This is a genomic window from Actinoplanes sp. NPDC051851 (assembly GCF_040681165.1).
Lineage (GTDB): Bacteria > Actinomycetota > Actinomycetes > Mycobacteriales > Micromonosporaceae > Actinoplanes.
This window is the reverse complement of record NZ_JBFAYF010000033.1, coordinates 29,304-48,532: the sequence shown is the minus strand read 5'-3', so window position 1 is coordinate 48,532 and position 19,229 is coordinate 29,304. Positions and strand designations below refer to the sequence as shown.

The window sequence follows — 19,229 nt, the reverse complement described above, 5'->3', positions numbered from 1 at the left end:
ACCGCCCACGCGGTCGACCTCGCGCGCCCTCCGACGGTTCTGAGCGCTGTTCACTCAGCGACGGCCGGCGGCGCCGGTCCTCCCTGGTCCCGATGATCGTCGGGTCCGACCGTGGCCGGTGACCGGGCGCCAGGACGCCCACCGCCGGTGGGCGTGACAACCAGGGATAGATCAGGGAGCACCACCATGGCCGTCGTGACCATGCGCCAGCTGCTGGAGAGCGGTGTCCACTTCGGGCACCAGACCCGTCGCTGGAACCCGAAGATGAAGCGCTTCATCTTCACCGAGCGTAACGGCATCTACATCATCGACCTGCGCCAGACGCTCGACTACATCGAGAAGGCGTACGCGTTCGTGCGGGACACCGTCGCCGAGGGTGGCCACATCCTCTTCGTCGGCACCAAGAAGCAGGCGCAGGAGGCCATCGCCGAGCAGGCGACGCGGGTCGGCCAGCCGTTCGTCAACCACCGCTGGCTGGGTGGCATGCTGACCAACTTCCAGACGGTGTACAAGCGCCTTCAGCGGATGAAGGAGCTCGAGGCCCTGGGTGACCTGACCGGCACCGCCGCGGGTTACACCAAGAAGGAGACCCTCCAGCTCTTCCGTGAGAAGACCAAGCTCACGAAGACCCTCGGCGGTCTGCGGGACATGACCAAGACGCCGTCGGCGATCTGGGTCGTGGACACCAAGAAGGAGCACATCGCCGTCGACGAGGCCCGCAAGCTGGGCATCCCGGTCATCGCGGTGCTGGACACCAACTGTGACCCGGACGAGGTCGACTTCCCGATCCCGGGCAACGACGACGCGATCCGGTCCGCCGAGCTGCTGACCAAGGTCATCGCCGCGGCCGTCGCCGACGGTCTGATCAAGCGCTCCGGCCGTGGCCGTGGCGGCGCCGACGAGAAGCCCGAGGCGGGCACCGTCGCCGCCGGCGAGCCGCTGCCCGAGTGGGAGCGGGACCTCTACGAGGGTGCCGAGAAGAAGGCCGCCGAGGCTCCGGCCGAGGCCGCCGAGGCCCCGGCCGCTGAGGCGCCCGCCGCCGAGGCCCCGGCCGAGCCCGTCGCGGCCGCCGCGCCCGCCGAGTAATCAGAGCTCAGTCGACCCAGGTGTGTTTCAGCCGTCGCCGCGACAGCGGCGGCGGCTGAGTCCCGAACTGACATCGAGAGAAGAGTCATGGCTAACTACACCGCCGCGGACGTGAAGAAGCTCCGCGACCTCACCGGTGCCGGCATGATGGACTGCAAGAAGGCGCTGGAGGAGTCCGAGGGCGACTTCGAGAAGGCCGTCGAGTTCCTCCGCATCAAGGGTGCGAAGGACGTCGGCAAGCGCGCCAGCCGCACCGCCGCGAACGGCATCGTCAGCCACTCCGGTTCGGCGCTGCTCGAGCTCAACTGCGAGACCGACTTCGTCGCCAAGACCGCCGACTTCGTCGAGCTGGGCCAGCGCCTGGTCAGCTTCGGTGAGCAGAACAAGCTCGCCGACGCCGCCGCGCTGCTCGCCGCCACGATCGAGGACGGCAAGACCGTCGCCGACCTGGTGCAGGACTACGCCGCCAAGATCGGCGAGAAGATCGTCCTCAACCGCTTCACGATCGTCGACGGCACCGTCGCGGTCTACCTGCACCGTAAGGCCCAGGACCTGCCCCCGCAGGTCGGCGTCCTGGTGCAGTACACCGGCAAGGACGACGAGGCGGCCGACTCGGACGCCCGTGGCGTCGGCATGCAGATCACCGCGATGCGGCCGAAGTACCTCAAGCGTGACGAGGTCCCGGCCGAGGTCGTCGACTCCGAGCGCCGGATCGCCGAGCAGACCGCTCGCGAGGAGGGCAAGCCGGAGCAGGCCCTTCCGAAGATCATCGAGGGCCGGGTGAACTCCTTCTTCAAGGACTTCGTCCTGCTGGAGCAGCCGTCGGTCGTCGACAACAAGAAGACCGTCGCCAAGATCCTCGAAGAGGCCGGCATCCAGGTCACCCGGTTCGTCCGGTACGAGGTCGGCCAGGAGTAAGGCTCCACACACCATGGCACGGGAGGTCGGGCACGCGATGGAGCGTCCGGCCTCCCGGTCGCATAAGGTCTCCTGCAGAAACGAAGGGAGGGCGGGTCTCATGACGATGGTGACCGAACAGTCCGCCACAGTCGACGAGGTCCCGCCGGCCATGCGGCCGCGCCGGGTCGCGCTGAAACTGTCCGGCGAGGTCTTCGGCGGCGGCGCGGTCGGCGTCGACCCCGATGTGGTGCAGGCGCTGGCGAAGCAGATCGCCACGGTCAACCGGCGCGGCATCCAGGTGGCCGTCGTGGTCGGCGGCGGCAACTTCTTCCGCGGCGCTGAGCTGCAGAAACGTGGCATGGACCGGAACCGGGCCGACTACATGGGCATGCTCGGGACCGTGATGAACTGCCTGGCCCTCCAGGACTTCCTGGAGAAGGAGGGCATCGAGACCCGGGTGCAGACCGCCATCACCATGGCGCAGGTCGCCGAGCCGTACATTCCGCTCCGCGCCATCCGGCACCTGGAGAAGGGCCGGGTCGTGATCTTCGGCGCCGGCGCGGGCATGCCGTACTTCTCCACCGACACGGTGACCGCCCAGCGCGCGCTGGAGATCCACGCGGACATGGTGCTGATGAGCAAGAACGGTGTCGACGGGGTCTACACCGCCGACCCGCGGATCGACCCGGACGCGCAGAAGCTGGATCACATCACCTTCCAGGAGGTCATCCAGCGCGGGCTGCGGGTGGCCGACCAGGCGGCGTTCAGCCTCTGCGAGGAGAACAAGCTGCGGATGCTGGTCTTCGGCGCCGACGGCGACGACACCATCGTGCGCGCGTGCGCCGGTGAGAAGATCGGCACCCTGATCACCGCCTGAGCCGGCGTCCCCACATCCCGCACCACCGAAGACAGCAAGGAGGCGAGAAGAGCCGGTGATCGAGGAAACCCTCTTCGAGGCCGAGGAGAAGATGGAGAGCGCGGTCGAACACGCCAAGGAGGAGTTCGCCGCCATCCGCACCGGCCGGGCCACCCCGGCCATGTTCTCGAAGATCATGGTCGACTACTACGGCGCGCCCACCCCGGTGACCCAGATGGCCTCCGTCGGCGTCCCGGAGCCGCGCATGGTCATCGTCAAGCCGTACGACAACACCCAGCTCGGCCCGATCGAGCGGGCGATCCGTGACTCGGACCTCGGGGTCAACCCCAACAACGAGGGCACCCAGCTGCGCATCCACCTGCCGCAGATGACCGAGGAGCGGCGCCGCGAGATGATCAAGGTCGCGCGCACCAAGGCCGAGGAGGGGCGCGTCGCGATCCGCAACGTGCGCCGCAAGGCCAAGGAGCAGATCGACAAGCTGGTCAAGGATGGCGAGACCGGCGAGGACGACGGCCGCCGTGCCGAGAAGGAGCTCGACGACGTGACGCACCGCTACGTCGCCTCCATCGACGAGCTCCTCAAACACAAGGAAGCCGAGTTGCTCGAGGTCTGATGTCCTACCTCGATCCGCGTGCCGGGCAGGCCTCCGGCGACGACACGAGCGTGCCGGCGCCGTACGTCCACGACTCGACGTATCCGGCGGGCGCCCCGGCCTATCCGGCGGGTGCTCCGGCGTACCCGCAGGGCGATCCGGCGTACCCGGACCAGGCCTGGCGCGCGGGCGAGCCGGAGCCCGTACCCGTACCGGAAACCGATCCTGATGTTGATCCTGATCCTGAGCCGGGGCCTCCGGGTGGCAAGCGGGTCAAGGGCAAGCGCCGGGCCAAGCGCGGCCGCGGCGGGGAGAAGGGACCGGGGCGGGCCGGGCGCAACCTGCCCGCCGCCATCGCCGTCGGCCTCAGCCTCGGCCTGGTGGTGCTCGCCTCGCTGCTGGTCTGGCCGCCGGCCCTGCTCGGTGTGGTCGCGGTGGCCGCCGGCATCGGTGTCTGGGAGACCGCCCGCGCGCTCACCGTCACCGGCGCCCAGCCCCCGCTGATCCCGCTGATCGCCGGGTCCGTGCTGATGACCGGCCTGGCCTGGTACGAGGGCGCCGACGCGCTCTTCCTCGGCCTGGTGGCGACGATCGGCGCCGCGATGCTGTGGCGGGTCGCCGACGGCTTCGCCGCGCTGCGCCGTGACTTCACCCCGAGCGTGCTGATCGCGGTCTACGTGCCGTTCCTGCTCAGCTTCGCCGCCCTGCTGGTCCGCCCGGAGGACGGCCAGTGGCGCGTCCTGGCGACCGTGGTCGGCGTGGTGCTCTCGGACACCGGCGGGTACGCGGCCGGCGTCTTCCTCGGCTCGCACCCGATGGCCCCGAAGATCAGCCCGAAGAAGTCCTGGGAGGGCTTCGCCGGCTCGGTCACCGCGTCCGCCCTGGGCAGCGCCGGACTGCTCTTCGCGCTGATGGACGTGCCGGTCTACTACGGCCTGCTCTTCGGCGCGGTGATCTCGGTGGTGGCGGTGATGGGCGACCTGGCCGAGTCGATGCTCAAGCGCGACCTCGGCGTGAAGGACATGAGCAACCTGCTGCCCGGTCACGGTGGACTGATGGATCGGCTGGACTCCATCCTCTTCGCGGTCCCTACCGCATACCTGCTTTTCGCGATCATTGCGCCCAACTAGCTATGGGCGACCTATCCGTCCGGCGTGGGAGACTGGAGACGCCATGACGATTCTTCCGGTCATCCCGATCAACCTCGACCAACCCGACGCCGTGAAGACCCGGCGCCGGCCCAGCATGCCCCCGCGGCACCTGGCCGACCTCGACCTCGCCGCCCGCAGGACCGCGGTCGCCGAGCTGGGTGAGCCGGCCTTCCGGGCCAAGCAGCTGTCGACGCACTACTTCGGCCGCCTGGTGCGCGACCCCGCCGCGATGACGGACCTGCCGGCCGCCGCGCGGGACCGGCTCGCCGCCGAGCTGCTGCCCACACTGCTCACCCCGCTGCGCGAGCAGGCCTGCGACGACGGCGCGACCCGCAAGACGCTGTGGCGTCTGCACGACGGCGCGCTGGTCGAGAGCGTCCTGATGGGTTACCCCGATCGAGTGACCGCGTGCGTCTCGAGCCAGGCCGGCTGCGGTATGGCCTGCCCGTTCTGCGCGACCGGCCAGCAGGGCCTGACCCGCAACCTCTCGGTGGCGGAGATCGTCGATCAGGTGGTCTACCTGGCCGGTGTCGCCGCATCGGGAACGGTCACTGGATCACCGCCCCGGCTCTCCCGGGTGGTATTCATGGGCATGGGTGAGCCGCTGGCCAATTTCCCCCGGGTGATCGAGGCCGTCCGGCGTCTCACCAGCCCCGCTCCCGAGGGCCTTGGCCTCTCACAACGGCACATCACGGTGTCCACGGTGGGTTTGGTGCCCGCAATGCGCCGGTTGATCGCCGAACAGCTCTCGGTGACTCTTGCGTTGTCACTGCACGCCCCCGATGATGATCTGCGCGATGAGCTAGTACCCGTCAACCAGCGTTGGAAGGTGGCCGAGGTGCTCGATGCCGCGTTCGGCTACGCGGCGCAGACCGGCCGTCGGGTCTCCATCGAATACGCCCTGATCCGGGACGTGAACGATCAGCCCTGGCGTGCCGATCTGCTCGGCCGCCTTCTCAACGGCAAGCTGGCCCATGTGAATCTCATCCCGCTCAACCCGACCCCGGGCAGTAAGTGGGATGCCAGTCCGAAGCCGGTCGAGCGGGAGTTCGTCCGCAGGCTCCGGGAGGCCGGCGTGGCGACGACGGTGCGCGACACCCGGGGGCGCGAGATCGACGGCGCGTGCGGCCAGCTGGCCGCGGGCGAACTGACGCAGGCGGGCGCAGGGGTCCCCGCCGTCGGCGCGGAGGTGGCACAGTGACTGGGCGCAGGTCCAGCGAGCGGAGTGGGAGACGTTGTGAGTAGTCAGGGGCAGCGTTTCCGGCGTCGTGCGCTGCGGCGGGGATACAAGGTCGACGAGGTCGACGCTTTCCTGGACCGGGTCGAGGCGACCCTGGCCGGGGAGCAGGTCGGCCCGCCGGTCGGTGCTCAGGAAGTGCACGACGTCGTCTTCCGGGTGCGTTTCGGCGGGTACGACGAGTGGCAGGTCGACCTGCACCTGGACCGGGTGGAGCGCCAGCTCGCCGAGTTCGAGGAGCGCGGCGGCCGCCCGGTCGACCCGATGCGCGACTCGATGCGCGGCGGCCTGACGGCTACCCCCGCGGGCCCGCCGAGCGGCCCGCCGCCCGGGATGCAGCAGGGCCCGCCGCCCGGCATGGGTGGCCCGCCCCCCGGCATGGGCCCCGGCGGCATGGGCCCCGGAGGTATGGGCCCCGGAGGTATGCCCCGGGACCGGATGGCCGGCGCCGGGATGGGCGCCGCGGGCATGGGTGGACCCCCGCCCGGCATGCAGCAGGGCCCGCCGCCCGGCATGGGTGGCCCGCAGCAGATGGGCGGCCCGGGCATGGCCCCGCCGACCGAGCGCATCCAGTTGCCGCCGCGCGGCGAGGACCCCCGGATGATGCCGCCGCAGATGCCGCAGCGCCAGCAGATGCAGCAGCCGCCGCAGCCCGACCCGTACGGCGGGCGGTACGACGAGCCCACCGGCTACGCCCAGCGCCCCGAGCTGCCGCAGCGGCCGGCCCCGCAGCCGCCGAACCCGTACGAGCAGCAGCAGAACCCGTACGACCAGGGTGGCTACGACGGCTTCGAGGCGGGCCGGCACGGCAAGACCGACATGACCGCCGAGATCCAGATGCCCCGCGACCCGCGGATGGACCCCCGTGGCGGCTACGGCCAGCCCCCGATGGGTGGCGGCCCGATGCCGGGCTCCCCGGTACCGGGTTCCCCGATGAGCGGCCCTCCCGGTTACGGCCCGCCGCCACAGCAGCAGCAACAGCAGGCCGCACCGCCGATGGGCGAGCCGGGTGGCGAGCTCTACCGCGTCGACCAGCTGCGCCGCACGTTCCAGCCACGCCGCTTCGGCAGCGGGTACGACCCGATGCAGGTCGACCGGCTCTTCGAGGGCATCCTGAACGCGATGACCGGCCGCGGCCCGATGCCGGTGAACGAGAACGACCTGGACATGCTCCAGTTCGGCCTGGTGCCGAACGGCTACTTCGAGGCCGAGGTCGACGCCGCGCTGCGCGAGGTCAAGGACATCCTGCTGCGCCGTCGCTGACGGGCATACGGGAAAGGGCCCGCGGAAGCGGGCCCTTTCCCGTCGAAGACCTAGTTGTCGTTCGGGCGCAGACCGGCCTTGCGCAGGACGGCGTCGCCGACCACGACGGCGACCAGCCCGATCGCGATCAGGACGAGCCACACCTTCTCGGTGTTGCCCTGCTGGTTGCCCCAGAAGTACATCAGCATGATCACTGCCGAGATGATGGCGCCGCGCTGGGCCCGCCGCCGGTTGGTCGGCTTGAGCTGGTCCGGGGCGTAGACCTCGTCGTGTTCTTCCGCGGCCACGGTCGCGTCCTCCTCGTCGACGTTCATGAAGCAGGATCTCAGTCTGTCACGGGGTCGCCGGGCGGTAGCCACCAACCCGGTTGTACTTTCAAGGGCGGTCAGCAGCCGAGTTTGAGGAGCGATCTAGTGCGGATCACGGGCACCGGCCACGCGAGCATGCGTATCGACACCGCCGCCGGCAGCATTCTGTGCGATCCGTGGGTGAATCCGGCGTACTTCGCCTCGTGGTTTCCCTTCCCGGACAACTCCCAGCTGGACTGGGAGACGCTGGGCGACGTCGACTACCTGTACGTGTCGCACCTGCACCGGGACCACTTCGACGCGGAGCACCTGAAGCGCTTCATCAGTAAGAAGGCCACGGTCCTGCTGCCGGAGTACCCGACCAGCCAGCTCGAGGACGAGCTGCGCGAGCTGGGCTTCACCAGCTTCCTGCGGACGAGGTCCGACGAGGTGCACGAGCTCGACGGCGGCCTCAAGGTGATGATCCAGGCGCTGATCAGCCCGACCGACGGCCCGATCGGCGACTCCTCGCTCTGGGTGGAGTACGACGGCGTCCGGGTGCTGAACCAGAACGACGCCCGCCCCACCGACCTGCAGCGCTTCAACGAGTTGGGCCACGTGCACGCGCACATGCTGCAGTTCTCCGGCGCGATCTGGTACCCGATGGTCTACGAGCTGCCGGAGAACGCGAAGACCGCGTTCGGCAAGCAGAAGCGCGAGCGGCAGTTCGACCGCACCTGGCGCTACATCGACGACCTGAAGGCCGACTTCGTCTTCCCGATCGCCGGCCCGCCGTGCTTCCTCGACGACACCCTGTGGCAGTTCAACGACATCCACGGCGACGAGGGCAACATCTTCCCCGACCAGAGCGTCTTCCTGTCGGAGTACGCGAAGGTCGGCGGCACCAACGCGGTCGTGCAGCTCCCGGGCAGTGTGACCGTGCTCTCCGAGGGCGGCACGAAGCAGACCACCGAGCACCCGATGCCGGTCGACGAGTTCTTCGCGAACAAGGCGGCGCACCTGGAGGAGATGCGGGAGCGCAAGGCCCCGGTCATCGCCGCGGAGAAGGCGTCCTGGCGGCACCCGGAAATCGACGTGCTGGGCGCGCTCAAGAAGCAGATCGAGCCGCTGCTCGAAGAGTCGATCTACATGGCGAAGGGCGTCGGCGGCCCGGTCCGCTTCGACCTGACCGACTCGTTCGGCCCGGACGGCGAGATCGTCGAGTCGATCGTGGTGGACTTCCCCGGCAAGCAGGTCCGCCCGTACGCCGACGAGAAGGTCCGGTACCGCTTCAAGACCGGCCGCGCGCTGATCGAGCACCTGATCTTCATCGGCGAGGGCGACTGGGTGAACTCGCTCTTCCTCTCCTGCCGCTTCTCCGCCGCCCGGATCGGCCAGTACAACGAGTTCGTCTACGCGTTCTTCAAGTGCCTCTCCGAGGAGCGCCTGCAGTACGCCGAGGGCTGGTACGACGAGCACGAGAAGGCCGTCGACGCCGAGGACATCCAGTTCGACGACTGGACCGTCCAGCGCCGCTGCCCGCACCTGAAGGCCGACCTGAGCCGCTTCGGCATCGTCGAGGGCAACCAGCTCACCTGCCAGCTGCACGGCTGGAAGTTCGACCTCCCCTCCGGCCGCTGCCTGACCAGCGTCGGCCACAAGATCAGAGCTTCCAAGACCGAGAGCTAGGGGTACGCCCGACGCCCGCCCCCACCGCGCTCAACAGGCGGCCCGCGTCCCTCGTCCGCGAGGCCCGTGCCCACTCCGGGCCGTTGCGCGCCCCAGGTCCTGGCTGGTGCTCAGGGGTGCCTGGAGAGCCTTGAGAGACCCCTGAGGGCCAGCCAGGACAGCGGGACGCGCTACGGGCATCGCGTGGGCACGGGCCTCGCGGACGGGGGACGCGGGCCGCCTGTTGAGCGCGGGCGGGGCGGGCGTCGGGCGTACCTCAAAGAAGATCGTGAATGATGCGTTTCGCGGCGTTGTGTCCGGCTGCGCCGATGACGCTGCCCGCGGGATGGGTGCCCGCGGAGCCGGCGTAGAGGCCGTCGAGGCCGGTGGCGTAGGGCATGCGCTGGTCGAAGGCGACCGTGTTGTCGACGTGGTGGATGTGGCCGCCGGCGATGCCGAAGTGGCGTTCGATGCCCGAGGGAGTGAGCGGGAACACGTCGGCGACCAGGTCGGAGGTGCCGGGCGCGTAGCGGTCGCAGATGGCCAGCAGGCGGTCGAGGTAGCCGGGCAGTTCGGCGTCCCAGGACGAGCCGGCGATGTCGTAGGGGACCGACTGGACGAAGAGCGCGGACGAGTGGTGCCCCTCGGCGTCCTGCAGCGACGGGTCGACCGTGGTGTGCAGGTACCACTCGATGGTCGGCTCGGCGGGCAGGCGGCCGGCCTGGACGTCGGCCCACATCCCGCGCAGCGCGGACATCGGCGAGTCGGCGGCGCCCGGCAGCAGGTGGATCGTCGAGCCGAACGGTGACGGGGCGTCCGCGGGCAGGCAGCCGAAGCGGGGCAGGCCGCGCAGCGCGAGGTTGACCTTGAGAGTGGTGCCGGGGCGCTTCACCGCCGCCATGCGCTCGGTGAGCGTGACCGGAAGTGATCCGTCCGGGACGAGGCCCATCAGGGTGTACGGGTCGCAGCTGCCCAGCACCGCGCGGGCCCGGATCGCCCGCCCGTCGGCGAGCACGACGCCGCTGGCCGCCCCGCCGTCCAGGGTGACCGCGGTGACCTTCGCGTCCGTGTGCAGCGTCGCGCCGGCGGCCCGGGCGGCGTCGGCGAAGACCCGGGAGACGGCGCCCATCCCGCCCTCGGCGATCATCCAGGTGCCGTCCGCGCCGGGGAGCCGGCACATGTTGTGCACCAGGAAGTTGTGGCCGGTGCCCGGGTCGTCGGGGCCGGCGTTCAGCCCGGAGAGGCCGTCGGTGACCACGTACATGCTGGTCAGCAGCTCGCTCTTGAAGCCGAACCGGGCGAGGTAGCCGGTGACCGAGCCGCGGACCAGGTCCAGGAAGGTGCTCTGCAGCTGCGGGCGGATGTGCCGGTCGGCGACCTCCTCCAGCGACGACGGCTCCTCCAGCCAGGCCGGGGCCAGGTCGGCGCGCAGCGCGGCGATCTCCACGGCCAGCGCCTCGTCGGCGTCCGCGTCCCGGGGCGAGAAGAACGTCTCCAGCTGGTGCCGGGTCGACGCGCGATCGCTGCCGAAGAGCAGGTACGGCGAGCCGGCCGGCCCCGGGGTGGGCAGGAAGTAGTGCGGATCCCGGCGCAGTGTGGGGATCTTCAGATCCAGGGTGCGCAGGAGCTCCGGTGGCATCAGGCCGAGGAGATAGGAACCGGTGGACTGGCCGAGACCGGGAACCTTGGCGAACGGGCGCTCGGTGCGGGTCGCGCCGCCGAGCACCCCGGCCGCTTCGAGCACGACGACGTCGAGCCCGGCGCGGGCCAGCAGGATCGCGGAGACGAGACCGTTGTGACCGGCTCCGATGATCACCACGTCGGCGCGGTCGGGTAGGGGGGTCATGTCCATCGACGGTACCTGGACGTTCAGTTTTTCAGAGTCGGCGATTCGTCCGATAAATGAGCCTTGACGGGGGCCCGGCCCGCGCAGTACCCGCTGGACGGCATCCGGAAGGATGGGGCCATGCGTGACCTCGTCCTGCTCGGCTCGACCGGATCCATCGGCACCCAGGCCATCGACATCGTCAACCGGAACCCGGACCGGTTCCGGGTGGTGGCGCTCGGCGCGGGCGGCGGCAACATCGCCCTGCTCGCCGCCCAGGCCCTCGAACTCGGCGTCGAGGTGGTCGGCGTGGCCCGCGCCTCGGCCGTTCAGGACCTGCAGCTGGCGTTCTACGCCGAGGCGCAGAAGCGTGGCTGGTCGTCCGGCGACTTCAAGCTTCCCAAGATCGTGGCCGGCCCGGACGCGATGACCGAGCTGGCCTCCTGGGAGTGCGACGTCGTGCTCAACGGCGTGGTCGGCAGCCTCGGTCTGGCGCCCACCCTGGCCGCCTTGAAGCACGGCCGCACCCTGGCCCTGGCCAACAAGGAGTCGCTGGTCGCGGGCGGTCCTCTGGTTCGGGCGATCGCCGAGCCGGGCCAGATCGTCCCGGTCGACTCGGAGCACTCGGCGCTGGCCCAGTGCCTGCGCGGCGGCCGGGCCGAGGAGGTGCGCAGGCTGGTCCTGACCGCGAGCGGCGGCGCGTTCCGGGGCCGCCGGCGCGAGGAGCTGACGAACGTCACACCCCAGGACGCGCTCAAGCACCCGACCTGGGACATGGGGCCGGTGGTCACGATCAACTCGGCGTCGATGGTGAACAAGGCGCTCGAGGTGATCGAGGCGCACGAGCTCTTCGGCGTGCCGTACGACGACATCGAGGTGATGGTCCACCCGCAGTCGGTGATCCACTCGATGGTCGAGTTCATCGACGGCTCGACCCTGGCCCAGGCCAGCCCGCCGGACATGCGGCTGCCGATCGCGCTCGCGCTGGCCTGGCCGGACCGGGTGCCGGGGGCCGCCGCCGCGGTGGACTGGACCGAGGCGCACAACTGGGAGTTCCGGCCGCTCGACGACGAGGCGTTCCCCGCGGTGGAGCTGGCCAAGGAGGCGGGCCGGGCCGGCCGCTGCCGTCCGGCGATCTTCAACGCGGCCAACGAGGAGTGTGTGGCCGCGTTCGTGGATGGTCGGCTACCTTTCTTGGGCATCGTCGACACCCTGGAACGGGTGCTCTCGGCGGCCCCCGATCTTGCGGAGCCGGGTACCGTCGATGACGTGCTGGCCGCCGAGGCGTGGGCGCGTGCCCAGGCCCAGCGGACGATCGCGACTGTGGCTGAAGGAGCCTGATGCTGTTCTGGCTAGGTGCGGCGGCCTTCGCGCTGACCATCCTGATCTCGGTGAGCCTGCACGAACTGGGTCACATGATCACCGGCAAGCGCCTCGGCATGAAGGTGACGCAGTACTTCGTCGGCTTCGGCCCGACGATCTTCTCGTTCAAGCGGGGTGAGACGGAGTACGGGCTCAAGGCCATCCCGCTCGGCGGCTTCTGCAAGATCGTCGGGATGACCCCGCAGGACGACGACGTCGCGCCGGAGGACCAGCCCCGCGCCATGTGGCGGTTCCCGGTCTGGAAGCGGACGATCGTGATGTCCGCCGGCTCGATCACCCACTTCCTGCTCGCCCTGGCCGGTGCCTGGGTGATGGCGATCTTCGTGGGCCTGCCCAACATCCACCTCCCGCAGACCAGCGCCGAGCAGCGCGACGCGCCCGCGATGGTCTACGTGGCGAAGTGCGTGCAGTTGCAGAAGGAGGCCACCACCACGATGGCCTCCTCCGACGACTGCGTGCCCGGCCAGAACGGCGTGCTGGTCTCGCCCGCGGCGGCCGCCGGGCTGCAGACCGGTGACCTGATCACCAAGGTCGGCGCCACCGCGGTCAGCACCTACGGCGAGCTCACCGACGCGATCCGGGCCTCCGCCGCCGGGGCGACCGTCTTCACGTACGAGCGGAACGGCCAGACCGCGACCGCCACCGTCGACCTGGTCTCCGACGAGCGCCCGCCGCTGGACGACCCGGACGGCACGGTCAGCACGGTCTCGGTGGCCGGCGTCAGCTGGACCACCGACGAGCCGGTGATGGTGAAGAGCAACCCGATCTCGGCGATCGCGGCCTCCGGCGAGTACAACTGGTACCTGGTCAAGGGCTCGTTCAAGGCGATGGCCAAGATCCCGGAGAAGGTGCCGGCGCTCTGGCACTCGATCACCGGCGACGAGCGTGACCCGGACACCCCGATCAGCGTGATCGGTGCGAGCCGGCTCGGCGGCGAGGCGATCGAGAAGGGCGTACCCGAGGTCTTCTGGCAGATCTTCATCTCGCTGAACGTCTTCATCGGCCTCTTCAACCTGCTGCCGCTGCTCCCACTCGACGGCGGCCACATCGCGATCGCCTGGTACGAGCGGGTCCGGTCCTGGCTCTACCTGCGACTGCGCCGACCCGATCCGGGACGAGTCGACTATTACAAGCTCATGCCGCTCACCTATGCGGTCATCCTGATCGGTGGCGCGTTCACCCTGTTGACCGCGACAGCTGACATCATCAACCCCATTACGATCTTCAAGTGAGTGAGATGTGACCGCGATCAGTCTCGGTATGCCCGCCGTACCCCCGCCGCCGCTGGCTCCGCGCCGTAAGAGCCGGCAGATCAACGTCGGTGGGGTACTGGTCGGTGGCGGTGCCCCGGTCAGTGTCCAGTCGATGACCACCACCCTTACCTCCGACGTCAACGCGACGCTGCAGCAGATCGCCGAGCTGACCGCGTCCGGCTGCCAGATCGTCCGGGTCGCGGTGCCGTCCCAGGACGACGTCGAGGCGCTCCCCGCGATCGCCAAGAAGTCGCAGCTCCCGGTGATCGCCGACATCCACTTCCAGCCGAAGTACGTCTTCGCCGCGATCGACGCGGGCTGCGCGGCGGTCCGGGTCAACCCGGGCAACATCCGGCAGTTCGACGACAAGGTGAAGGAGATCGCCCGGGCGGCCTCGGACGCCGGGATCCCGATCCGGATCGGCGTCAACGCGGGCTCGCTCGACAAGCGCCTGCTGGAGAAGTACGGCAAGGCCACCGCCGAGGCGCTGGTCGAGTCGGCGCTCTGGGAGTGCTCGCTCTTCGAGGAGCACGGGTTCCGCGACATCAAGATCTCGGTGAAGCACAACGACCCGGTCGTGATGATCCGGGCGTACCGGCAGCTGGCCGAGCAGTGCGACTACCCGCTGCACCTGGGCGTCACCGAGGCCGGCCCGGCGTTCCAGGGCACGATCAAGTCGGCGGTGGCGTTCGGCGCGCTGCTCGCCGAGGGGATCGGCGACACCATCCGGGTCTCGCTCTCCGCCCCGCCGGTCGAGGAGATCAAGGTCGGCAACCAGATCCTGGAGTCGCTGGGCCTGCGCGAGCGCGGTCTGGAGATCGTCTCCTGCCCGTCCTGCGGGCGTGCCCAGGTGGACGTCTACACGCTGGCCGAGCAGGTCACCGCGGCGCTGGACGGCTTCCCGGTGCCGCTGCGGGTGGCCGTGATGGGCTGCGTCGTCAACGGGCCGGGCGAGGCGCGCGAGGCGGACCTCGGCGTGGCGTCCGGTAACGGCAAGGGCCAGATCTTCGTCAAGGGCAAGGTCATCAAGACCGTGCCTGAGTCGATCATCGTGGAGACGCTGGTCGAGGAGGCCCTCCGCCTCGCCGACGAGATGGGCGCGGACCTCCCGGACGAGCTCCGCGAGCTGATGCCCGGCCCGACCGTGACCGTGCTGGGCTGACCGGCTTCGCTTCGCTCCGCGGCGCTTCGCCTGGTAACCGATGACGAGAGGCCTGGTTCTCCGCCACCCGCAAACCCCGCGGGCGTCGAAGAACCAGGCCTCTCGTCATCGGCGGCGAATCGCGGAGGGTGGGGCTGGACTGGTTAGAAGAGCACGGTGGCGAAGGCGCCGGCGCTGACGAAACCGCAGCGCTGGTACACGCGCCGCGCCACGGTGTTGTAGTCGTTCACGTAGAGGCTCACCGTCGGTGCGACCCGGTGCAGCGCGTCGTGCACCACCGCGGCCATCGCCGCCGCCGCGATGCCGCGCCCGCGGTAGTCCGGGTGCACCCAGACGCCCTGCACCTGCGTGGTCCGCCGGGTGATGATCGCCAGCTCGGCCTTGAAGATCACCTGGTCGCCGTCGAAGCGCGCGTACGCCCGCTTCCCCTTGACCAGCTCCGCGATCCGCCGCCGGTAACCGCGCCCGCTGTCGTCCTGCATCGGCGAGACGCCGACCTCCTCGGTGTACATCGCCACCGCGGCCGGGAAGAGCTGGTCGACCTCGCTCGGGCGGACCAGCCGGACGGCCGGGTCGGCGGGCACCGGCGGGATCCGGTCGGTGACCAGTAGCGGCTGGTGCGGCCGGACGTCCCGGGCCGGGCCCCAGTACGCGCTGAGCCGGTCCCACAGGTCCAGCACCGCGTCGGCCCGGCCGATGATCGAGGAGCAGATCCGCGGCTCCCCGCTGAGCAGCCCGGCGAAGGCCGCGGTGGCCACCGGAGTCGCGCCGACCGGCACCAGATGGGCGCCGGACCAGATGATCGACTCGATGCGCCGGCCGACGTCGTAGCCGTAGATCCGGCCGTCGGAGCGCCACCAGTTCAGGCCGTGAGCGGCGACCCGCTCGGCGATCTGGGCGCCCGCGTAGGGGTCGGCGTCCAGGATCCGCTCGACCGCCGCGCGCTCGTTCTCGCCGAGCTGGCGAAGGGGCACCGTCAACACGACTACCACATTGCCAGATCGCGGCCATCGACGCGCACGCCCGCCCCTCGATTTCCGAAACCCTTGCGTCCGACACGTTGCCGATATATCGTCTAACTATCGACAACAGAACGGAGATAGTCATGAGGCACACACACGAGGGACACGGACGTGGTTTCGGCCGCGAGGGCCGCATGCGGGGCTTCGGCTTCCCGCCCGGATTCCCCTTCGGCCCGGGTGGCCCCGGCGGCCCCGGCGGTTTCGGGCCGGAGGGCTTCGGTGGTCCCCGCGGTCGGCGCGGTGGCCGCGGGGGAGGCCGGCTCAACGTCCGCCCCGCCGTCCTGGCGCTGCTCCTGGAGCGCCCGATGCACGGCTACGAGATGATCCAGGAGCTCGACGCCCGGACCAACGGGATCTGGCGGCCGAGCCCCGGATCGATCTACCCCACCCTCCAGTTGCTGGAGGACGAGGGTCTGATCGAGGCGACCGCCGAGGGCGGTCGCAAGAGCTACCAGCTCACCGACGCGGGGCGCGCCGAGGCCGAGACCGCGGCGGAGAACCCGCCGTGGGCCCGCTTCGGTGACGACACGCTCAACCAGGTGCAGGACTTCCGCGACGCGGCGGTCGGCATCATGGCCGCGCTCAAGCAGGTCGGCTTCTCCGGCACCCCCGAGCAGCGTCAGAAGGCGCTGGAGGTGCTCAACGAGACGAAGCGGAAGCTCTACGCGATCCTCGCCGACAGCGAGTGAGGGCGTGAGCCGGACGGGAGCGCATCCGCAGGGGTGCGCTCCTTTTCGTGCGTACGATAAAAAGCATTTGACCTGGGAGAACGAACAGCGCACCGGACAGCGGGCGGCATAGGCTGGTGGCCATGAACGGGCCGTCCGACGCTGTGGTGATCGGTCTCCTGGAGGCGGCGCCGGACGCGATCATCGGGGTGGACCGCGACGGGCACATCGCCGTGGTCAACGCGCAGACCGTGCGGCTGTTCGGCTACGAGCGCGCGGAGCTGATCGGCACGGCCATCGAGCTGCTCGTGCCGGAGCGCTTCCGGGGCGTGCACCCCGCCCACCGCGCCTCCTATCTGGAGGATCCGAAGCCGCGGCCGATGGGTGCCGGCATCCCGCTGACCGCCCGGCGCAAGGACAGCACCGAGTTCCCCGCCGAGATCAGCCTCTCCACGCTCCCGTCCGAGCAGATGGTGGTCGCCGCCGTCCGGGACGTCAGCGACCGGGTCCGCCGCGAGGCCAAGTTCCAGGGCCTGCTGGAGTCCGCACCGGACGCCATCGTCGGCGTCGCCGCCACCGGCCGGATCACCCTGGTCAACGCCCAGGCCGAGCGCCTCTTCGGATACCAGCGCGCCGAACTGCTCGGCCAGCCGATCGAGGTGCTGGTGCCGGACGCCGCCCGCAGCCGCCATCCGGACCTGCGGAACCGCTACTTCGCCGATCCGCAGCCGCGGCCGATGGGCTCGGGCAGCCCGCTCAGCGCCCGGCGCAAGGACGGCAGCGAGTTCCCCGCCGAGATCAGCCTCTCCGCGCTGGAGACCGAGGACGGCCTGATCGTCTCGGCGGCCATCCGCGACGTCACCGAGCGGATCGAGGCGGCGGACCTGCGCCAGCGGCTCGAGGCCGAACGCCAGCGGCACGAGGCGGCCGCCGTCCGCGAGCGCCTCGAGGCCCAGCTGCACCAGGCCCGCCGCCTGGAGAGCCTGGGCCAGCTCGCCGGCGGGGTCGCGCACGACTTCAACAACCTGCTCGCGGTGATGCTGAACTACACCACGTTCGTGGCCGACCAGATCCAGGAGCTGGCCGAGGGCGACGACGAGGGCGAGCAGTGGCCGCAGGCGGCCCGCGACCTCCAGCAGGTGATCCGGGCCGGTCAGCGGGCCACCGAGCTCACCCACCAGCTGCTCGCCTTCGGCCGCCGCGAGGTGGTCCGCCCCCGGGTGCTCGACCTGAACGGTGTGATCAGCGAGGTGGAGCAGCTGCTGTTGCGGACGCTGGGCGAGCACATCCAGCTGCACGTCCAGCTGGAGCCCCGGCTCTGGGCGGTGATGGCCGACCCCGGCCAGATCGAGCAGGTGCTGGTCAACCTCGCGGTCAATTCCCGGGACGCGATGCGCGGCGGCGGCATCCTCACCGTGCACACCGGCAACATGGTCGTCGAGGAGGAGGCCGATCCGGTCATCGACGCGGTGAACGGGCACCCGACCGCGCCGCCAGGGCGGTTCGTTCAGCTCCGGGTCGCCGACACCGGCACCGGGATCCCGGCGGACGTACTGGAGCGGGTCTTCGAGCCGTTCTTCACCACGAAACCGCCGGGCGAGGGGACCGGGCTGGGGCTGGCCACCGTCTACGGCATCGTCACGCAGGCCGGCGGGTTCGCCACCCTGCAGTCCACGATCGGGGTCGGCACCACGTTCGCGGCGCTCTTCCCGGTCACCGACGAGCTGCCGTCGCCGGCGGCCCAGCCGGCCGCGCCGAAGCAGCTCAAGCGGGGCGGCGAGACGATCCTGGTGGTCGAGGACGAGGCGGCGCTGCGCGCGGTCACCGAGCGGATCCTCACCCGGAACGGGTACTCGGTGCTGACCGCCGGCAGCGGCCCGGAGGCGCTGAAGATCACGGAGAACACGGAGCTCCACATCGACCTGCTCCTCACCGACGTGATCATGCCGCACATGCACGGGCAGCAGCTGTCCGATCTGATCCGGGAACTGCGGCCGGGGGTTCCGGTGGTCTACATGTCGGGGTACGCCCAGCCGTTCATCACCGGACAGGGGCGGCTGGATCCGAACACCATCCTGATCACGAAGCCGTTCACCCCGGTGGAGCTCCTGGAGAGGCTGCGCCAGGCGCTGGACGTCGCCTAGCCGAGAGCGCCGATGCCGAGGAGGTCGTGCAGGGCGCCCTCGCCGGCCGGCGTGACCCGGACCGCCCGCCCCGACCCGATCCGCGCCACCCACCCCCGGTCCAGGAACGACTCGCAGATCCGGGCGCCGGCCAGCCCGCCCAGGTGGGGACGCCGCTCGGTCCAGTCCAGACAGGCCCGGGCCAGTGGCCGCCGCCCGGCCCGGAGCCGCTCCGGCAGCACGCCGAGCCGTTCGGTGAGCCACGACATCCCGGCCCCGGTGACCGCGAAGCCGCCCTCCTGCTCGATCAGCCCGGACCCGGTCAGCGCGTCGGTCACCGCGACACCGAGACGCCCGGCCAGATGGTCGTAGCAGGTACGCCCGCGGCGCAACGCGGCGTCCACGGTGGCCGCCCGCAGGCCCCTCGGTGGTGGCAGGGCCGGGTCGAGCCGCGCGGTGATGTCCTCCAGCAGCCCGGCCACCCCGGGGCCGGCCAGGCTCACGTACCGGTGCCGCCCCTGCCGCGACTCGACGAGCAGACCGCCGCCGATCAGCCGGTCGAGGTGTTCGGAGGCGGTCGAGCGGGCGACCCCGGCGTGGGCGGCCAGTTCCCCGGCGGTCCAGGCGCGCCCGTCGAGCAGCGCCAGGCACATCGCGGCCCTGGTCCGGTCGGCCAGCAGAGCCGCGAACGCCGCCAGCCCCGAGGCATCCGTCATGACCCCATTCTGGTAC

Annotated in this window: 17 protein-coding genes; 13 read left to right on the top strand and 4 right to left on the bottom strand. The window is 70.5% G+C overall.

The features are described from left to right. The first annotated feature begins 186 nt into the window (after window positions 1-186). The 7 genes from rpsB (at window position 187) to AB0M08_RS28050 (ending at window position 7,106) form a co-directional block, all read left to right on the top strand. The gene (gene rpsB / locus AB0M08_RS28080) at window positions 187-1,086 is read left to right on the top strand and encodes a 30S ribosomal protein S2 (RefSeq protein ID WP_364499294.1); all 900 of its coding nucleotides are present in this window, start codon (window positions 187-189) and stop codon (window positions 1,084-1,086) included. Between the two features lie 87 nt (window positions 1,087-1,173). Then, window positions 1,174-2,004, top strand: a complete 831-nt coding sequence (gene tsf, locus AB0M08_RS28075; RefSeq protein ID WP_364499291.1) for a translation elongation factor Ts — start codon at window positions 1,174-1,176, stop codon at window positions 2,002-2,004. A gap of 106 nt (window positions 2,005-2,110) precedes the next feature. Next, window positions 2,111-2,863 carry a UMP kinase gene (gene pyrH / locus AB0M08_RS28070; RefSeq protein ID WP_364499448.1) on the top strand — a complete coding sequence of 251 codons (753 nt, stop codon included), beginning with the start codon at window positions 2,111-2,113 and terminating at the stop codon, window positions 2,861-2,863. Between the two features lie 55 nt (window positions 2,864-2,918). After that, on the top strand, window positions 2,919-3,476 hold the full coding sequence (gene frr / locus AB0M08_RS28065) for a ribosome recycling factor (RefSeq protein ID WP_364499288.1): 558 nt from the start codon (window positions 2,919-2,921) through the stop codon (window positions 3,474-3,476). After that, entirely contained in the window at window positions 3,476-4,585 is a 1,110-nt protein-coding gene (locus AB0M08_RS28060) for a phosphatidate cytidylyltransferase (protein WP_364499285.1), read from the top strand. Before frr ends, AB0M08_RS28060 begins: the two co-directional genes overlap by 1 nt. A 43-nt stretch (window positions 4,586-4,628) precedes the next feature. Further along, window positions 4,629-5,807 (top strand): 23S rRNA (adenine(2503)-C(2))-methyltransferase RlmN, encoded by a 1,179-nt coding sequence (gene rlmN / locus AB0M08_RS28055; protein WP_364499282.1) that lies wholly within the window; start codon window positions 4,629-4,631, stop codon window positions 5,805-5,807. 36 nt (window positions 5,808-5,843) lie between these two features. Beyond that, window positions 5,844-7,106 (top strand): DivIVA domain-containing protein, encoded by a 1,263-nt coding sequence (locus AB0M08_RS28050; RefSeq protein WP_364499279.1) that lies wholly within the window; start codon window positions 5,844-5,846, stop codon window positions 7,104-7,106. Between the two features lie 50 nt (window positions 7,107-7,156). Here the strand turns inward: AB0M08_RS28050 and AB0M08_RS28045 are convergent, their stop codons facing one another. Further along, entirely contained in the window at window positions 7,157-7,420 is a 264-nt protein-coding gene (locus AB0M08_RS28045) for a DUF2631 domain-containing protein (protein WP_364499277.1), read from the bottom strand. Window positions 7,421-7,519: 99 nt separating this feature from the next. On the opposite strand from AB0M08_RS28045, the gene AB0M08_RS28040 reads away from it, so the two are divergent. Continuing rightward, window positions 7,520-9,082 carry a Rieske 2Fe-2S domain-containing protein gene (locus tag AB0M08_RS28040; protein WP_364499274.1) on the top strand — a complete coding sequence of 521 codons (1,563 nt, stop codon included), beginning with the start codon at window positions 7,520-7,522 and terminating at the stop codon, window positions 9,080-9,082. Between the two features lie 256 nt (window positions 9,083-9,338). Here the strand turns inward: AB0M08_RS28040 and AB0M08_RS28035 are convergent, their stop codons facing one another. Then, window positions 9,339-10,907, bottom strand: coding sequence for an NAD(P)/FAD-dependent oxidoreductase (locus AB0M08_RS28035; RefSeq protein ID WP_364499271.1), 1,569 nt, complete (start codon window positions 10,905-10,907; stop codon window positions 9,339-9,341). Between the two features lie 120 nt (window positions 10,908-11,027). Between AB0M08_RS28035 and dxr the strand changes: the two genes are divergently transcribed. The 3 genes from dxr to ispG are packed head-to-tail and all read left to right on the top strand — an operon-like array spanning window position 11,028 to window position 14,684. Next, window positions 11,028-12,227, top strand: a complete 1,200-nt coding sequence (gene dxr / locus AB0M08_RS28030) for a 1-deoxy-D-xylulose-5-phosphate reductoisomerase (protein ID WP_364499268.1) — start codon at window positions 11,028-11,030, stop codon at window positions 12,225-12,227. Further along, complete coding sequence (locus AB0M08_RS28025; RefSeq protein ID WP_364499265.1) at window positions 12,227-13,501, top strand: site-2 protease family protein; 1,275 nt, start codon at window positions 12,227-12,229, stop codon at window positions 13,499-13,501. The genes dxr and AB0M08_RS28025 overlap by 1 nt, the downstream gene beginning before the upstream one ends. A gap of 7 nt (window positions 13,502-13,508) precedes the next feature. Then, the gene (gene ispG / locus AB0M08_RS28020) at window positions 13,509-14,684 is read left to right on the top strand and encodes a flavodoxin-dependent (E)-4-hydroxy-3-methylbut-2-enyl-diphosphate synthase (protein ID WP_364499262.1); all 1,176 of its coding nucleotides are present in this window, start codon (window positions 13,509-13,511) and stop codon (window positions 14,682-14,684) included. Between the two features lie 143 nt (window positions 14,685-14,827). Here the strand turns inward: ispG and AB0M08_RS28015 are convergent, their stop codons facing one another. Continuing rightward, complete coding sequence (locus AB0M08_RS28015; RefSeq protein ID WP_364499259.1) at window positions 14,828-15,667, bottom strand: GNAT family N-acetyltransferase; 840 nt, start codon at window positions 15,665-15,667, stop codon at window positions 14,828-14,830. Between the two features lie 122 nt (window positions 15,668-15,789). Here AB0M08_RS28015 and AB0M08_RS28010 point away from each other — a divergent pair, with 122 nt between their 5' ends. Then, entirely contained in the window at window positions 15,790-16,395 is a 606-nt protein-coding gene (locus AB0M08_RS28010) for a PadR family transcriptional regulator (protein ID WP_364499256.1), read from the top strand. 122 nt (window positions 16,396-16,517) lie between these two features. Continuing rightward, window positions 16,518-18,518 carry a PAS domain S-box protein gene (locus AB0M08_RS28005; protein WP_364499253.1) on the top strand — a complete coding sequence of 667 codons (2,001 nt, stop codon included), beginning with the start codon at window positions 16,518-16,520 and terminating at the stop codon, window positions 18,516-18,518. Here AB0M08_RS28005 and AB0M08_RS28000 read toward each other — a convergent pair. Then, window positions 18,515-19,213, bottom strand: a complete 699-nt coding sequence (locus AB0M08_RS28000; RefSeq protein WP_364499250.1) for a winged helix-turn-helix domain-containing protein — start codon at window positions 19,211-19,213, stop codon at window positions 18,515-18,517. The two genes, AB0M08_RS28005 and AB0M08_RS28000, sit on opposite strands and share 4 nt — an antisense overlap. Between the last annotated feature and the right edge of the window lie 16 nt (window positions 19,214-19,229).

Bases quoted from the DNA above. Each gene is read 5' to 3' on its own strand.
- rpsB (WP_364499294.1), top strand. From the start codon at position 187: ATGGCCGTCGTGACCATGCGCCAGCTGCTGGAGAGCGGTGTCCACTTC.
- tsf (WP_364499291.1), top strand. From the start codon at position 1,174: ATGGCTAACTACACCGCCGCGGACGTGAAGAAGCTCCGCGACCTCACC.
- pyrH (WP_364499448.1), top strand. From the start codon at position 2,111: ATGGTGACCGAACAGTCCGCCACAGTCGACGAGGTCCCGCCGGCCATG.
- AB0M08_RS28060 (WP_364499285.1), top strand. From the start codon at position 3,476: ATGTCCTACCTCGATCCGCGTGCCGGGCAGGCCTCCGGCGACGACACG.
- rlmN (WP_364499282.1), top strand. From the start codon at position 4,629: ATGACGATTCTTCCGGTCATCCCGATCAACCTCGACCAACCCGACGCC.
- AB0M08_RS28045 (WP_364499277.1), bottom strand. From the start codon at position 7,420: ATGAACGTCGACGAGGAGGACGCGACCGTGGCCGCGGAAGAACACGAC.
- AB0M08_RS28035 (WP_364499271.1), bottom strand. From the start codon at position 10,907: ATGACCCCCCTACCCGACCGCGCCGACGTGGTGATCATCGGAGCCGGT.
- dxr (WP_364499268.1), top strand. From the start codon at position 11,028: ATGCGTGACCTCGTCCTGCTCGGCTCGACCGGATCCATCGGCACCCAG.
- AB0M08_RS28025 (WP_364499265.1), top strand. From the start codon at position 12,227: ATGCTGTTCTGGCTAGGTGCGGCGGCCTTCGCGCTGACCATCCTGATC.
- AB0M08_RS28010 (WP_364499256.1), top strand. From the start codon at position 15,790: ATGAGGCACACACACGAGGGACACGGACGTGGTTTCGGCCGCGAGGGC.
- AB0M08_RS28005 (WP_364499253.1), top strand. From the start codon at position 16,518: ATGAACGGGCCGTCCGACGCTGTGGTGATCGGTCTCCTGGAGGCGGCG.
- AB0M08_RS28000 (WP_364499250.1), bottom strand. From the start codon at position 19,213: ATGACGGATGCCTCGGGGCTGGCGGCGTTCGCGGCTCTGCTGGCCGAC.